Source organism: Variovorax sp. 05L425 (genome assembly GCF_056397705.1).
The window spans coordinates 21,700-36,409 of the sequence record NZ_JBFTNY010000015.1 but is presented as its reverse complement, the minus strand read 5'-3'; the positions used below and the strand labels follow the sequence as shown (position 1 = coordinate 36,409).

At 65.4% G+C, this 14,710-nt stretch carries 13 protein-coding genes and 1 pseudogene; 6 read left to right on the top strand and 8 right to left on the bottom strand.

The window, feature by feature from the left end; translation table 11 throughout:
- Positions 1–17 precede the first annotated feature (17 nt).
- Entirely contained in the window at positions 18–356 is a 339-nt protein-coding gene (locus tag AC1DN9_RS17720) for a P-II family nitrogen regulator (protein ID WP_028253903.1), read from the bottom strand.
- Positions 353–2,047: an NAD+ synthase gene (locus AC1DN9_RS17715; protein ID WP_478102441.1), complete on the bottom strand. Its 1,695-nt coding sequence runs from the start codon at positions 2,045–2,047 to the stop codon at positions 353–355. The genes AC1DN9_RS17720 and AC1DN9_RS17715 overlap by 4 nt, the downstream gene beginning before the upstream one ends.
- A 106-nt stretch (positions 2,048–2,153) precedes the next feature.
- Between AC1DN9_RS17715 and AC1DN9_RS17710 the strand changes: the two genes are divergently transcribed.
- Positions 2,154–3,092 (top strand): DMT family transporter, encoded by a 939-nt coding sequence (locus AC1DN9_RS17710; protein ID WP_478102439.1) that lies wholly within the window; start codon positions 2,154–2,156, stop codon positions 3,090–3,092.
- Positions 3,093–3,102: 10 nt separating this feature from the next.
- Positions 3,103–4,278, top strand: a complete 1,176-nt coding sequence (locus AC1DN9_RS17705) for a GNAT family N-acetyltransferase (RefSeq protein ID WP_478102437.1) — start codon at positions 3,103–3,105, stop codon at positions 4,276–4,278.
- A gap of 3 nt (positions 4,279–4,281) precedes the next feature.
- Here the strand turns inward: AC1DN9_RS17705 and AC1DN9_RS17700 are convergent, their stop codons facing one another.
- Together AC1DN9_RS17700 and azu are read right to left on the bottom strand one after the other, a co-directional pair.
- The gene (locus AC1DN9_RS17700) at positions 4,282–4,866 is read right to left on the bottom strand and encodes a hemerythrin domain-containing protein (protein WP_478102436.1); all 585 of its coding nucleotides are present in this window, start codon (positions 4,864–4,866) and stop codon (positions 4,282–4,284) included.
- A gap of 90 nt (positions 4,867–4,956) precedes the next feature.
- Complete coding sequence (gene azu, locus AC1DN9_RS17695; protein ID WP_478102435.1) at positions 4,957–5,418, bottom strand: azurin; 462 nt, start codon at positions 5,416–5,418, stop codon at positions 4,957–4,959.
- A gap of 167 nt (positions 5,419–5,585) precedes the next feature.
- On the opposite strand from azu, the gene AC1DN9_RS17690 reads away from it, so the two are divergent.
- On the top strand, positions 5,586–6,107 hold the full coding sequence (locus tag AC1DN9_RS17690; protein WP_478102433.1) for a universal stress protein: 522 nt from the start codon (positions 5,586–5,588) through the stop codon (positions 6,105–6,107).
- Positions 6,108–6,184: 77 nt separating this feature from the next.
- On the opposite strand, the gene hemN is transcribed toward AC1DN9_RS17690, so the two are convergent.
- Positions 6,185–7,603 (bottom strand): oxygen-independent coproporphyrinogen III oxidase, encoded by a 1,419-nt coding sequence (gene hemN / locus AC1DN9_RS17685; RefSeq protein WP_478102432.1) that lies wholly within the window; start codon positions 7,601–7,603, stop codon positions 6,185–6,187.
- A 120-nt stretch (positions 7,604–7,723) separates the two neighbouring features.
- On the opposite strand from hemN, the gene fnr reads away from it, so the two are divergent.
- The 3 genes from fnr to AC1DN9_RS17670 all read left to right on the top strand — a co-directional run bounded on the left by fnr (position 7,724) and on the right by AC1DN9_RS17670 (position 12,954).
- Positions 7,724–8,437, top strand: a complete 714-nt coding sequence (gene fnr / locus AC1DN9_RS17680) for a fumarate/nitrate reduction transcriptional regulator Fnr (RefSeq protein ID WP_478102431.1) — start codon at positions 7,724–7,726, stop codon at positions 8,435–8,437.
- 307 nt (positions 8,438–8,744) lie between these two features.
- A complete protein-coding gene (locus tag AC1DN9_RS17675; protein ID WP_478102429.1) occupies positions 8,745–11,930 on the top strand; it encodes a bifunctional cytochrome P450/NADPH--P450 reductase in 3,186 nt (1,061 codons plus the stop codon).
- A 106-nt stretch (positions 11,931–12,036) separates the two neighbouring features.
- The gene (locus AC1DN9_RS17670) at positions 12,037–12,954 is read left to right on the top strand and encodes an alpha/beta fold hydrolase (protein ID WP_478102427.1); all 918 of its coding nucleotides are present in this window, start codon (positions 12,037–12,039) and stop codon (positions 12,952–12,954) included.
- Between the two features lie 74 nt (positions 12,955–13,028).
- Here AC1DN9_RS17670 and AC1DN9_RS17665 read toward each other — a convergent pair.
- The 3 genes and pseudogenes from AC1DN9_RS17665 to ppa all read right to left on the bottom strand — a co-directional run.
- Positions 13,029–13,292 (bottom strand): annotated as a pseudogene (locus tag AC1DN9_RS17665) (long-chain fatty acid--CoA ligase); the annotation flags it as partial.
- Between the two features lie 216 nt (positions 13,293–13,508).
- Positions 13,509–13,793 (bottom strand): type II toxin-antitoxin system RelE/ParE family toxin, encoded by a 285-nt coding sequence (locus AC1DN9_RS17660; RefSeq protein ID WP_478102426.1) that lies wholly within the window; start codon positions 13,791–13,793, stop codon positions 13,509–13,511.
- A 137-nt stretch (positions 13,794–13,930) separates the two neighbouring features.
- The gene (gene ppa / locus AC1DN9_RS17655) at positions 13,931–14,458 is read right to left on the bottom strand and encodes an inorganic diphosphatase (protein WP_478102424.1); all 528 of its coding nucleotides are present in this window, start codon (positions 14,456–14,458) and stop codon (positions 13,931–13,933) included.
- Positions 14,459–14,710 lie beyond the last annotated feature (252 nt).

The window sequence follows — 14,710 nt, the reverse complement described above, 5'->3', positions numbered from 1 at the left end:
CCAACCTGGGGGCGAGCTCAGACCGCGGCTTCGTCTTCTTCGCCCGTGCGGATGCGCACCACCCGCTCTACGTTCGTCACGAAGATCTTGCCGTCGCCGATCTTGCCGGTGCGCGCGGCGCTGACGATCGCATCCACGCAGCGCTCGACGTCGGCCTCGTTGACCACCACCTCGACCTTCATCTTCGGCAGAAAGTCGACCACGTATTCGGCGCCGCGGTAGAGCTCCGTGTGCCCTTTTTGCCGACCGAAACCCTTCACTTCGGTCACGGTGAGCCCGGTGACGCCCACTTCGGCCAAGGCCTCGCGCACGTCATCGAGCTTGAACGGTTTGAGGATGGCGGTGATTTGCTTCATAGGGACTTTCTTCCGGCGGTTTCGTTGAATTTGCTGGTGATAGGGTAGCGCCAATCCTTGCCAAAGCTCCGATGGGTGACCCGGATTCCCACGGGTGCCTGGCGCCTTTTGTACTCGTTGATCTTGATCAGGCGGGCAACCCGCTCGACCACGGCGCGGTCGTAGCCCGCCGCGATGATCTCGTCGATGCCTTCGTCGTCTTCCATGTAGCGCGCCAGGATGCCGTCGAGGATGTCGTAGGGCGGCAGGCTGTCCTGGTCGGTCTGGTCCGGCCGCAACTCGGCGCTGGGCGGGCGCGTGATGATGCGCTCGGGGATCGGCGCCCGCCCCGTGCCGTAGGGATCGTGCGCGTTCCGCCAGCGTGCCAGCGCGAACACCGTCGTCTTGAGCAGATCCTTGATGACCGCGAAGCCGCCCGCCATGTCGCCGTACAGCGTGCAGTAGCCGGTCGCCATCTCGCTCTTGTTGCCGGTCGTCAGCACGATCGAGCCGAACTTGTTGGACAGCGCCATCAGCAAGGTGCCGCGGATGCGCGCCTGGAGGTTTTCCTCGGTCGTGTCCTCGCGCAGGCCCTTGAACTCGTCGGCCAGCACGCTCAGGTACGACTCGAAGGTGTGCTTGATGGAGATTTCGTCGTAGCGCACGCCCAGTCGCCGGGCCATTTCGCGCGCGTCGATCCAGCTGATGTCGGCCGTGTAAGGCGACGGCATCATCACCGCGCGCACCTTGTCCTTGCCGAGCGCATCGACCGCGATCGCCAGCACGAGTGCCGAATCGATGCCGCCGGAGAGCCCGAGGATCGCGCCTGGGAAACCGTTCTTTCCGATGTAGTCGCGCACGCCCACCACGAGGGCATCCCAGAGCTGGGCTTCCGGTTCGCGCGGGGCCGCGGCGGCGGTGTCGTCCTGCACGAAGCGGACGCCCGCGGCCGTGCGCTCCATCTGCGCGAAGACCAGTTGTTCCTTGAAGCTTTCCGCCTGCAACGCCCGCGAGCCCTCGGCTTGCAACGCGAACGACGCCCCGTCGAAGACCACCTCGTCCTGGCCGCCCACGAGGTGCGCGTAGACGAGCGGCAGATTCACCGCCCGTGCGCGCTCCGCCATGCGCGCCACGCGCTCGCCTTCCTTGCCGACATGGAACGGCGAGGCGTTGATCACCGCCAGCACTTCTGCACCGGCCTCCTTGGCCAATCGCGCGGGGGCGTCGAACCAGGCGTCCTCGCAGATCAGGAGGCCGACGGACACGCCGCCCGCCTCGAACACGCAGACGCCCTCGCCGGGCGTGAAGTACCGGCGCTCGTCGAACACCTGGTAGTTGGGCAATTCGCGCTTGGCGTAGGTCTCGAGGACCCGCCCTTCGCTGACAACGCTGGCTGCGTTGTGACGCAATTGCACGGCAACCGACTTGCTGCGCAGGCTGCCGCCGGTGGGATGGCCGACTACGACCACCATGCCGTCGAGGTCCGCCAGTTCGGTGGCCACGGCCTGTACGGCATCGTCGCAGGCCGCCACGAAGGCCGGCCGCAGGAACATGTCTTCCGCCGCGTAGCCGCAGATCGACAGTTCGGGCGTGAGCAGCAGGCGCGCACCTTGCTGGTAGGCGGACCGAGCCGCGTCGACGATCTTTCGCGCGTTGCCGGTGAGGTCGCCCACCACGAAATTGAGCTGCGCGATGGCGAGTTTCAGAGTCATATCAGAGCTAGCAAAGGGCTGAACGATTATGTCATCCACGTGTCGGCACCAGCCTTGCAACCCTTGGGCCACACGCGATCGCAGGGGCTGTTACCCTCGTCAATCGATGCGCACCGGCTCTTCCCTTACCGCCTTCTTCGATTCCGTCGTTCCGAGCCCCCAGGGCCAGGCCTACCTGCTCCTGGTCTTCACCACGCTGATCTGGGGCGCCAATGCCGTGGCCGCGCGGCTCGCGGTGGGCGAGGTCTCGCCGATGATGCTGACCTTCTCGCGCTGGATCATCTGCTGCCTGGCGCTCGGTCTCACTGCGCGGAAGGAGATCGCTGCCCACTGGCGCACGCTGCTGCCGTCCTGGCGCTCCATTGCGTTGATGGGCGCGCTCGGTTTCACCGGCTTCAATGCGCTCTTCTATGCGGCCGCCCATCACACGACGGCGATCAACATCGCGATCATCCAGGGCACCATTCCGGTGCTGGTGCTGGTCGGCAGCTTTTTCTTCTTCGGCACCCGCATCACGCGCCTGCAGGTCGTGGGCGTCGTGATGACCCTCGCGGGCATCGCCGTCGTTGCGTCGCGCGGCGAACTGGCGTTGCTGGCGAGCCTGGCGTTCAACATCGGCGACGTCTGGATCTTGATCGCCTGCCTGCTGTATACCGGCTATGCCCTCGGGCTGCGCAAGCGCCCGGCGGTGCCGGCCATCGTCTTCTTTGCCGCCACGGCAGCGGTGGCCTGCGTGGTCTCGCTCCCGCTGGTGGCGGCGGAGATCGCGATGGGCCAGTTCTTCATGCCGACCGGCAAGGGCATCGTGCTGGTGATCTTCGTCGGCCTGCTGCCGTCCTTCATCTCGCAGATCACCTTCATCCACGCCGTGGGGCTGATCGGGCCAGCGAGGGCCGGTGTTTTTCTCAACCTGGTTCCGATCTTCGGGCCGTTGCTGGCCGTCCTGATCCTGGGCGAGCCCTTGTCGGTCTACCACGCGGTCGCGCTGGCCCTCGTGTTGGGGGGTATCTATGTGGCCGAGTCGCTCGGGACCCGCTGGCGTTGACGAGACTCCTTTGACCGACCCCACCATTCGCATCCATCGCTCGGTTTCCGAGATCGGCGCCGCCGCCTGGGACGGCCTGCTCGCGATGCAGGCGGCACCCTCCCCCTTCATGCGCCACGCCTACCTGAATTCTCTGGACGCCAGCGGCAGCGCGTCGGCGAACACGGGCTGGGCACCGCACTTCGTGACGCTGTGGCAAGGCGCTCGGCTGATGGCCGCATGCCCGCTCTATGTCAAGGACCACTCCTATGGGGAGTACGTCTTCGATTGGGCCTGGGCCAACGCCTACCAGCAGCACGGGTTGGCCTACTACCCCAAGGCCGTCATCGCGGTGCCGTTCACCCCCGTGCCCGGGACCCGTCTTCTGGCGCGCGACGACATGAGCCGCGCGCTCCTGGTGCGCGCCCTGGTTGCCTGGTGCGAGCAGACTAAGGTCTCGTCGCTGCATCTGCTCTTCGGCGCCGATGAAGACATGGCGGCATGCGCAGACGCCGGGCTCATGCTGCGGCATACGGTCCAGTTCCACTGGACCAACGCGCATTGGAGCGACTTCGATGCTTTCCTCGCCAGCCTGTCCCACGACAAGCGCAAGAAGATCCGCCAGGAACGCCGCAAGGTCCACGATGCGGGCGTGAGCTTTCGCTGGTCGCGCGGCGCCGACATCCGCAGCGCGGATTGGGACTTCTTCTATCGCTGCTACTCGCGCACCTACCGCGAGCACGGAAACCCGCCCTATCTGAATCGCGACTTCTTTCATCGCATGGCGGCGACCATGCCTGAAGCCTGGCTGCTCTTCATCGCCGAACGGGGCGGCAAGCCGATCGCGGCGAGCCTCATCGCGTTGTCGGCGGGTCTGTCCGGACACAGCGCGTCGGAGCATCCGCTGATTGCCTACGGCCGCTACTGGGGCGCGCTCGAGCGCGTGGACTGCCTGCATTTCGAGGCGTGTTACTACCAGCCGCTCCAGTGGTGCATCGAGCACGGCGTCCTGCGCTTCGAAGGCGGCGCGCAAGGCGAGCACAAGATGGCGCGCGCCCTGATGCCAGTCAAGACGACCAGCTCCCACTGGCTGGCGCACCCATCCTTTGCCGATGCGGTCGAGCGCTTCCTGGAACGCGAAGGCGCGGGCATCGAGAACTACATGGACCACCTCGAAGAGCGCAGCCCCTTCCGCCAGCACGAATGAGGTTCAGCGCTGCGCACCCAGCCCAATCGGTGCCGGCACGGCGTTGACGATGCGCGTGAAAAGCGCGGCGTAATCAGGCTCGGGTTCGCAGCCCGTCAATGGATCGCGATTGGCGCTGAACGCCTCGTCGAGATCCGCCCAGTCTTCATTGGTCAGCACCTTCTCGACGAGGGGAAGGATTTCACGCTCCTCCAGCGCCATGTGGCCCAGATAGAAGTCGACATAGCGCTCGACCGCCTCTTCGAAGGCGTGTCGGCGCGGTTCCCCAAGCATCTCGAAGGCGAGGAGCGCGTGCTCCACTTCGCGGATCTTCCGCTCTCCCCGCGCGTGATCGTCGTCCAGCCGATCGAGCAGTTCGCGCGAAATCGGCGTTCGCGCGCGCAGCTTGGGGAACAGCAATTCCGATTCCTTGCGGTGATGCCGCTTCTCCGGAAACTCGTCGACATAGAAGAGCATCGCGCGCAGGGCGCCGAAATCAGGCAGCGAGCGCTGCCGCCGATGCTCCGCCAAGAGCAAGAGGATGGATCGAAGCATGGCCGAGAGGGCCGAGTGCTCGTCACGAATGATTCGCGTGGTGATGTGCGTCATGCGGCTCTCCGTTGGATGCCGCAAGCTTCTCATTCCTCACGCTTCGCGACCTTGCTGCAGATCAAGGCCGCATCGGTTTGCGCCGCAAGCTCACTTGGTCAGCTTCACCGTGCCCTTCATGAGCGCGGAATGACCGGGAAACGAACAGAAAAAGGCATAGCTCTGATCGGCCTTGAGCTTGCTGGTGTCGAAGGTGACGGAGTCCGAAGCGCCACCGCCGACGATGGCCGTGTGAGCGATCACGCGGGCATCACCCGCCTTGAGGTAGTTTTTGTCCAAGCCGGCGCCGATACCGTCTGCAGCCACCGCCTGGACATCGGCCGAGGCGGTCAGCACCCAGTTATGCCCCATCGCCGCCTTCGGCAGCTTGCCCACATGCTTGAGCTTGACCGTGAACTGCTTGCAGCTTTGCGGCACGTCGATGCTGCTCTTGTTGAACTGCATGGCGTCGTTGCCTTCGATCTCCACGTCGCATGCGGCGGCCGACGCGGTGCCGGCCAGCGCCAGCAAGAGCGCCGCAGCGCAGGTTCTCTTCAGGTTCACGGCATTCATCTTTCTTTCTCCTTTCGGTGTCGATGGCATTTCGCCATGAATCGAGTTTGCCCGCAATGGCGCCTTGCGCACCTGTGAGTGTGGCAAGGCTTGCGCCAGATCAAGGCTCGAAGGCGCCGCAGCCCGATACTGAACGCCTCGCACCCCACCAACGAAAGGATCGTGTCATGTATCAGCGAATTCTTGTTCCGGTCGATGGAAGTCCGACATCGCAGCGCGGACTGGACGAAGCCATCCGTCTCGCCCGACTCACGACGGGCCACCTGCGGCTGATCCACGTGATCGACGAACTCTCGTTCGCGCTCGCCATGGACGCTTATTCCGGCTATTCCGGCGACTGGCTGAACGTGCTGCGCGAGGCCGGCCAGCGGGTGCTCGACGACGCGAAGGCGGTCGCGGAGACAGCGGGCGTCGACGCCGAGACCGTGCTGTGCGACAGCTTCGCCGGATCGGTTCACGAGCAGGTCACGGCCGAAGCCTCCAGGTGGCCCGCGGAGTTGATCGTGCTCGGCACGCATGGCCGCCGCGGCGTGGGCCGACTGGTATTGGGAAGCAGCGCCGAACACATCCTGCGCTTCGCACCCGTGCCGGTACTGCTGGTGCGCGCGCCGGAATCGGAATCGAAGCCCGAACCTGCGCAGGCAGCGACCCGCGTGCGTCTGCCGTCGGGCGCGCTGGCGATGGAATGAACGAAGAGGCCGGGAGGTGGCCTCTCAGCGACACCAGATGTCGATCTGATGGCTGACATCGAGCGCCGCCTGCATGTTCAGACGATCCGCGAAAAGCGCGTCCGGTTGCGATCCGCCTGCAAATAGCGGTCGAACACCATCGCGATGGCCCGCACGAAGAACCAGCCTGCCGCCGTCACCTGGATGTCGTGGTCGCTCACGCACACCAGTCCGTGCGCGGCCAGAGGCCCGAGCGCCGCGATCTCGAGCGCGAAATGACGCTTGAAGTCGATCAGGTTCGCCAGCCCGATGGATTCGAAGTCCACGTGCCCCTGGCACATCAGGGCCATGATCACGGTTCGCCGCAGGACGTCGTCGCGCGTCAGCGCCAATCCACGAACGACCGGGATGCATCCCTGATCGAGGTGGTCGTAGTACTCCGCCAGCGTCTTGGCGTTCTGGCTGTAGGTCGCGCCCACGCGGCCGATGGCCGAGACGCCGAGCGCGACGAGGTCGCAATCGGGTTGCGTGCTGTAGCCCTGGAAGTTGCGGTGCAGCCGCCCTTGCCGCTTGGCGATCGCCAGTGAATCTTCGGGCAATGCGAAGTGATCCATGCCGATGTAGACGTAGCCGGCCGCGGTCAGCGCGGCGATCGAGCGCGACAGCATCTCGACCTTGGCCTTCGCATCGGGCAGTTCTTCGGCGGCGATGCGCCGCTGCGGCTTGAAGCGCTCCGGCAGGTGGGCATAGGCATAGAGCGCGATGCGATCGGGCCGAAGCTTGCACACCTGCGCCAGCGTTCGGTCGAACGATGCCCTGTTCTGCCTGGGCAATCCGTAGATGAGATCGATGTTGATCGACTTGAAACCCAGCGCGCGCGCACTCGCCATCAGGTCGAACACCCGAGCGGCTGGCTGGATGCGATGAATGGCCTTCTGGACATCCGGCTCGAAGTCCTGGACGCCGAAGCTCAGGCGATTGAACCCCATGCCGGCCAGCCGTTCGAGGCGCCGGCTGTCGACGGTCCGCGGATCGATCTCGATGGATTGCTCGCGTTCCGGGCCCAGCACGAATGCGTCGCCAAGGATCGCGAGCAGCCTCTCGAGGCCGTCGTCGTCCAGGAAAGTCGGCGTCCCGCCGCCGAGATGCAGTTGGCTGACGAGCGCGCCGCGGCCAAGTTCCGCGACATGGAGGGCCACTTCGCGCGCGAGGTAGTCGAGATATTCGCCCCCACGGCTCTTGTGGCGAGTGACGATCTTGTTGCAGGCGCAGTAGTAGCACAGCGATTCGCAGAACGGGATGTGCACGTAGAGCGAAAGAGGACGCCCATGCGCACCGGCCGCCTTGCGCTGGCGCAGGGCCTGCGCGTAGTCGTCGGCTGTGAAGGCTTCGACGAATCGGTCTGCCGTCGGGTAGGAGGTATAGCGCGGGCCGGCAATGTCGAGGCGGCGCAGCACGGCGGGCGACGGCAGCACGGTGGACGCGGCGGCGGTCAGGAGGACTGAGGATGAATTCATTGCAGGCTATAAGGCGGGCAGAGAACCACTATGCCGTCCGGACGTTCCGCGAACCTTGACCTGCATCAAGCCCGCGCTCCGCACCCCGGCGCAAAATCACCCGGAACTCGACGCAAATCAATGAAAACGGAAAACATCAAGGTCGCCTGCTCCAACTGCAACCTGCGTGAGCTGTGCATGCCCATCGGCCTGCAGCCGGGCGACCTGCAACGCATCGACGACATCGTCGCGACCCGGCGAAAGGTCCGCCGGCGCGAGACCCTCTTTCGCAACGGCGAGCCATTCACCTCGCTCTATGCGATTCGCACGGGCGTCTTCAAGACCCGCGTGACGAGCGAGGACGGGCGCGACCAGGTCACCGGCTTCCAGATGGCGGGGGAGATCATCGGGCTCGACGGCATCGTCAACAACCAGCACACGTGCGATGCGGTCGCACTCGAAGATGCAGAAGTCTGCGTGATGCCCTTCGACCGCATCGAGGAACTCTCGCGCGAAGTCACTGCGCTGCAGCGGCACGTGCACCAGATCATGAGCCGCGAGATCGTGCGCGAGCATGGCGTGATGCTGTTGCTCGGCAGCATGCGAGCCGAGGAGCGGCTCGCCGCCTTCCTGTTGAACCTCGCGCAGCGGCTTCATGCTCGCGGCTTCTCGGGCTTCGAACTGGTGCTGCGCATGACGCGCGAGGAAATCGGCAGCTACCTCGGCCTCAAGCTCGAAACCGTGAGCCGCACGCTCTCGAAGTTCATGGATGACGGCATCGTCGATGTCCAACAACGCAACCTGCGAATCCTCGATCCAGATGCGCTCCGACGCCTGGTCAATCCTCCGTCCTGATTCCTCGCTCGGGCATCGACAACAGCAGCGTGAGCGCGCTTGCTTTCAATCCAAACCTCATCCTAGACCGCGCCTCGCGTGCTGTCGCGAGCACAGGTAACACATCCCCGCGGCGGCGGTATGCTGGACTTCGCCGCATGACGAAGAGCGCTGGGGCAACGAGACGCTGCCGCTGCCCGGCGGCCACTTCCGACAGACGCCCAAGGAACTGATGTAGCGCAACGTCCTGTACGAAGGCACACTGCGCACACCAACTGGCGGCTCGTCGACCTCGGCATCGCGCCTGATCACACGGCAAGGAAGCAACATGCCTCGTACCGCACCCATCCCGCAGCCCAAGGGCGATCCCTTCATCGGCAACCTGCGCTCGATCGACGGCGACGCGCCGATCCAGGGCTTCATGCGCCTGGCGCGCATCCATGGCCCGATCTTCCAACTCGAGGTCTTTGGCAGCCCGATCATCATCGTCAGCTCGCAGGAACTGGTGAACGAGTTGTGCAACGAGGCTCGCTTCGACAAGCGGGTCGCCGGTGCGCTGAAGAACATCCGCGACTTCGCCGGCGACGGCCTGTTCACCGCCAAGACCGACGAACCCAACTGGGCCACGGCGCACCGCCTGCTGATGCCGGCGTTCGGTCCGATCGGCATTCGCGGCATGTTCGATCGCATGCTCGACATCGCCGATCAGATGCTGACGCGCTGGGAGCGCTTCGGCTCCGAGAGCGTGATCGAGGTCACCGAGGACATGACACGGATGACCCTCGACACGATCGCGCTGTGCGCGTTCGACTACCGCTTCAACAGCTTCTACCAGCGCGAGATGCACCCCTTCATCGGCGCGATGGTCGATGCGTTGGCCGAGGCCGGCGCGCGCACGCGACGCCCGGAGCTCGCCAGCAAGCTGCTGCTGCGCAAGCGCCGCGGCTACGAAGACGACCTCGAGCTGATGCGCGAGGTGGCCGACGCGCTGATCGCCGAGCGCAAGCGCGACCCCGAGGCGGCGCAGAAGAAAGACCTGCTCGGGCTGATGCTCCAGGGGCGCGACCCCGTCACCGGTGAAGGCCTGTCCGACGAGAACATCCGCTACCAGCTCATCACCTTCCTCATCGCCGGGCACGAGACGACCAGCGGAATGCTGTCGTTCGCGACCTACTTCCTGATCAAGAACCCGCAAGTGCTGCTGAAGGCTCGCGCCGAGGTCGATGCCGCACTGGGCGAGGAGATGCCGCGGCTGGAGCACATGGGCCGGCTGCGCTACATCGAGCAGGTTCTGATGGAGAGCCTGCGCATCTGGCCGACCGCGCCGGCGTTCCAGTTGCGCGCGCGCGAAGACACCGTGATCGGCGGGCGCTACGCGATCGGTCGGCGCGACACGCTGATGGTGCTGACGCCCATGCTGCACCGCGACACCCAGGTCTGGGGCGACGATGTCGAAGCTTTCCGTCCCGAGCGCTTCGCGCCCGAGGCGATGGAGAAGCTGCCGCCGAACGCGTGGAAACCGTTCGGCAACGGCCAGCGCGCCTGCATCGGCCGGCCGTTCGCGATGCAGGAGGCGGTGCTGCTGATCGCGATGATCCTTCAGCGCTTCGACCTGATCGAGGACGACCCGTCCTACCAGCTCTCAGTGGCCGAGACGCTCACCTTGAAGCCGCACGGCTTCCGCATCCGCGTCAAGCGCCGCGGCAGCGCGTCGTTCAAGCCACGCAGCGCGGTCGGGGTGCAGACGGCCGCCAGTCCGGTGCAGGCAGCGGCGGCCCCGCGCGCCCCCGGAGAGCAGGCCACGCCGCTCTTGGTGCTGTTCGGCTCGAACACCGGCTCGGCCGAAGCGTTCGCGGAGCGCATCGCCAGCGACGCACCGTCGCAGGGCTATGCGCCTCAGGTGGCGCCACTCGATGACCACATCGGCAAGCTGCCGACCGAGGGCGCCGTCGCGATCATCGCTGCCTCGTACGAAGGCCAGCCGCCGGACAATGCGCGCCAGTTCGCTGCCTGGCTCGACACGCTCGCGCCGGGCGCGTTGAACGGCGTGCGCTTCGCGGTGTTCGGCTGCGGCAATCGCCAATGGGCACGCACCTACCAGGCGGTGCCCAAGCGCTTCGATGCAGCGCTCGAAGCCGCCGGCGCCGTGCGCATCAGGCCGCGGGGCGAGGCCGACGCCGGTGGCGACTTCTTCGGCGCCTTCGACGAATGGTATGGCGGGCTGTGGTCCGACTTCGGGAGCGCGCTGGGCAAACAGGTGCAGGCCGCGCCGACAGGCACCCAGTTGCAGGTCGAGCACATCAAGGCCGGCCGCACGGCGATCCTGCGCCTGGGCGACCTGCAGCACGGCGAGGTGATCGAGAACCGCGAACTGGTCGACATGGCATCGCCGCTCGGCCGCTCCAAGCGCCACATCGACATCGCGTTGCCCGAGGGGATGAGCTACCGCGCGGGAGACTACCTGGCGGTATTGCCGCACAACCCGATCGGGAACGTGATGCGGGCGCTGAAACGCTTCAACCTCGCCTCCGACAGCCAGATCGTGATCCGCAAGCCCGAGAGCAGCCTCACCTCACTGCCGGTGGACTACCCCGTCAATGCGAGCGAAGTGCTGTTCCACTATGTCGAGCTGGGGCAGCCGGCCACGCGCGGCCAGGTGGCGACGCTGGCGGCGGCAACGCGCTGTGCGCCCGAGAAGGCCGAGCTGAGCGCGCTGACCGAGGAAGACGCCTACCAACGCGACGTGCTCGGCAAGCGCGTCAGCGTGCTTGATCTGCTCGAACGCTACGCCGCGTGCGAGTTGGGCCTGGCCGCCTTTCTCGAGATGCTGCCGGCGGCGCGCGCGCGCCAGTATTCAATCTCGTCTTCCCCACTGTGGAATGCGCAGCGCTGCACGATCACCGTCGCCGTCGTCGATGCCCCGGCGCTGTCGGGCCAGGGGCGCTACCAAGGCATGGCGTCGACGCATCTGGCGAGCTGCACGCCGGGCACGCGCGTCGCGATCGCCGTGCGCTCGTCGAACGACCACTTCCATCCGCCCGCCTCACCCGAGATGCCGATGGTGATGGTCTGCGCAGGTACCGGACTCGCGCCGTTTCGCGGCTTTCTCCAGGAGCGCGCCGTGCAGGCGCGCAACGGGCGCAGCGTCGGGCCGTCGCTGCTGTTCTTTGGCTGCGACCATCCCGACGTCGATTTCCTGTACCGCGACGAGCTGGCCGCGTGGGAAGCCGACGGCGTGGTCAGCGTTCGTCCCGCGTTCTACAAGGCACCCGAAGGCGACGTGACTTTCGTGCAGCATCGCGTCTGGAAGGACCGCGCCGACGTGGCCGAACTGTTTCGCAAGGGTGCGCACGTCTACGTCTGCGGCGACGGCCGCCACATGGCGCCGGCGGTGCGCGAGACGTTCACGCGCATCTACATGGAGGCGGTCGGCGCGACGGCCGAGCAAGCCGAGGCGTGGATCGACAAGATCGAGCGCGAGACGGGCCGCTATGTGTCCGACGTGTTCGCCTGATCGCCTGATCGCCATCCAAGGGAAATCCCCCAAGCCGATGGGCCTCGGATACGTCTCCAGCCGCCTCGAGCTGGCGTATCGTGGCGGCGAACAAGGAGGCCTCCCCGTGACCCCTACCCCTGATGGCCCGGAACAATTCGCCCATGCCAACGGCGTCGAACTGTGCTGGGACAGCTTCGGCGATTCCGCCGCCCCGCCATTGCTGCTGATCATGGGTCTTGCCGCCCAGATGATCGCGTGGGACGACGCGTTCTGTGCCGCGCTTGCGGACGCCGGCGGCTTTCGCGTGATCCGTTTCGACAACCGCGACATCGGCCGCTCCAGCCACCTCGCGCACCTGGGCGTGCCGGACGTCATGGCGCTGATGGCGCTTGCCCTGGCGGGCAAGCCGCTGACAGTGCCCTACTCGCTGCGCGACATGGCGAACGATACGGCCGGCCTTCTCGACGCGCTCAAAATCGCGCGCGCCCACATCGTCGGCGCCTCGATGGGCGGCGCCATCGGGCAGGAACTGGCCCTGCACCATCCGCAGCGGATGCTCTCGTTCACGAGCATCATGTCAAGCACCGGCGACCCCGCCCTGCCGCCGCCCACGTCCGAAGCGATGGGCGTGCTGTTCACGCCATCGCCCAACACGCTGGAAGCCTACCTGCCGCACTACGCCAGGACCTGGAACGTGCTGCGCGGCCCGGGCTTTCCGGAAGACGAGGCCCGCGACGCCGAGCGAGCCCGCGCCGTCTTCGCGCGCGGCATGAATCCGCCCGGCGTGGCGCGCCAGCTGGCTGCCATCTTCGCTTCGGGCAACCGCAAGCCCGCGCTGCGCGAGGTGCGGGTGCCCACGCTGGTGATCCACGGCGACGCCGATCCGCTGGTGCCGGTCGAATGCGGCATCGATGTCGCCGCGGCCATTCCAGGCTCCAGGCTGCTGCGCATTCCGCGCATGGGTCATGCGTTGCCGATCTCGATGTGGCCGCAGATCATCGAGGCGATCGTGGCGCACGCGGCATTGCATCGGGACGGCTGATTCGCGGAAGAAGTGATTCCCAAGGGGACCATGTGAACCTGGCGGCGGACGACTGGACTGGAGCGTGGTTTGTCGATGCAGGCGGCCAAGGCGACGGCGGGATGCTCCGTCGCGATGTTCTCCAATTCGATGGAGCTGATCCATCCGCCGCCACTTTTGATCACGTCCTTCGCGCGTTCAGTGATGCGCATGAAACCGTCTCGGTCGATGGTTGCCACGTCCCCGGTTGGGAACCACCCATCAACCAATGGAGAACTGTCCGCGCCGAAGTAGCGCTCAACGATCCAGCGACCGCGCACCATCAACTCGCCTGTGGCCGTGCCGTCCCAAGGCAACTCCGCGCGCACCGGGAAGTCGTCCAAGTGACCTTCCTGAGCTGCTGCGCCCCGACGCCTTCAAGGTTATCGGCGCCTGCGCGAGAAGTGCATTGATCGCCTGAGCTCTGAATTGGAGAAGATTTGCGATCGGCTGTACCACCTGCCCGAGTTGAATTCGGAGTGCTGACCTTCCCCTTTGCAGCCGTTGATCATCAACGCGGTGAGGTCCGTCCAATTTCAATCGCCGGCACTCGGAATGGCTGCAATGTCTTGCCGGTCCCCAAGCAAGCGAACCACATCCAGATGGTCCTCGGTTTCGAAGTAAAGCCACTGCATGGGGAACCCCGCGACGCGCCACGACCGCAAACCGGCGATCTCGCACGACTGCCCCAGTCGCGGCGAGCCCATCGCCGGCATACGCTGAATCGGTTTCAGTGCCGCAAGTGCCGCGTCGAACATCCGCTCGCCCAACGCCCTCCCGTTCAAGTCGACTCCCAGCGATGCTTGAAGCTTGACCTGCATCAAGGTCGCCTGCTCCAACTGCAATCTGCGCGAACTGGGCATGCCGTCAATCCTCCTTGCCAATTGCTGGCGCAGACATGAAAAAGCGCCTCGCGACACATGCCGCGAGGCGCCTCAAAAATGACCGACCGCGAAACTTACTTCTTGTAGTTCGCGATGCCGTCCATGATTTCCTTCTTGGCGGCGTCGATACCTTCCCAGCCCAGCACCTTGACCCACTTGCCGGCTTCGAGGTCCTTGTAGTGCTCGAAGAAGTGCGTGATGGCCTTCAGGCGCATCGGGTTCACGTCCTCGACCTTCTTCCAGTGGCTGTAGATGGGCAGCACCTTGTCGGTCGGCACGGCGAGCACCTTGCCGTCGACGCCGGCCTCGTCTTCCATCATCAGGATGCCGATGGGCCTGCACGGCACCACCACGCCGGGCACCAGCGCGTAGGGCGTGATGACCAGCACGTCGACCGGGTCGCCGTCGCCCGACAAGGTCTGCGGCACGTAGCCGTAGTTTGTCGGGTAGTGCATCGCGGTCGTCATGAAGCGGTCGACGAAGATCGCGCCCGACTCCTTGTCGACTTCGTACTTGATCGGATCGGCGTTCATCGGGATCTCGATGACGACGTTGAAGGCTTCGGGGGCGTCTTTACCGGGGGAAACTTGGCCGAGGGACATGGTGCGTGTCTTTGGAGTAGTTGAAAGTGTTGTTCGCAGGATGCGGAAAAACCCGAAGTTTACTTTCCATGTCACGGCGCAGTCGCACAGAAAGCGGCATTTGCCTGTAAATTGATCCCGTTGGCCAATCGGCCCCTGCCTTCGCGGCACCGGGGCTTCGAGGAAGCAACGCGGCGGAAGCACTGACCCGTACGCGTTGCGCACAGGTCGAGCTTTCGTCTCCACAAGTTACGACGAACTACTGGAGAAGCA

What these genes read in the sequence shown, in the direction of transcription:
- azu (WP_478102435.1), bottom strand. Translation starts at nt 5,418, where the DNA reads ATGAATGCCGTGAACCTGAAGAGAACCTGCGCTGCGGCGCTCTTGCTG.
- AC1DN9_RS17690 (WP_478102433.1), top strand. Translation starts at nt 5,586, where the DNA reads ATGTATCAGCGAATTCTTGTTCCGGTCGATGGAAGTCCGACATCGCAG.
- AC1DN9_RS17660 (WP_478102426.1), bottom strand. Translation starts at nt 13,793, where the DNA reads ATGCAGGTCAAGCTTCAAGCATCGCTGGGAGTCGACTTGAACGGGAGG.
- hemN (WP_478102432.1), bottom strand. Translation starts at nt 7,603, where the DNA reads ATGAATTCATCCTCAGTCCTCCTGACCGCCGCCGCGTCCACCGTGCTG.
- ppa (WP_478102424.1), bottom strand. Translation starts at nt 14,458, where the DNA reads ATGTCCCTCGGCCAAGTTTCCCCCGGTAAAGACGCCCCCGAAGCCTTC.
- fnr (WP_478102431.1), top strand. Translation starts at nt 7,724, where the DNA reads ATGAAAACGGAAAACATCAAGGTCGCCTGCTCCAACTGCAACCTGCGT.
- AC1DN9_RS17675 (WP_478102429.1), top strand. Translation starts at nt 8,745, where the DNA reads ATGCCTCGTACCGCACCCATCCCGCAGCCCAAGGGCGATCCCTTCATC.
- AC1DN9_RS17700 (WP_478102436.1), bottom strand. Translation starts at nt 4,866, where the DNA reads ATGACGCACATCACCACGCGAATCATTCGTGACGAGCACTCGGCCCTC.
- AC1DN9_RS17720 (WP_028253903.1), bottom strand. Translation starts at nt 356, where the DNA reads ATGAAGCAAATCACCGCCATCCTCAAACCGTTCAAGCTCGATGACGTG.
- AC1DN9_RS17710 (WP_478102439.1), top strand. Translation starts at nt 2,154, where the DNA reads ATGCGCACCGGCTCTTCCCTTACCGCCTTCTTCGATTCCGTCGTTCCG.
- AC1DN9_RS17715 (WP_478102441.1), bottom strand. Translation starts at nt 2,047, where the DNA reads ATGACTCTGAAACTCGCCATCGCGCAGCTCAATTTCGTGGTGGGCGAC.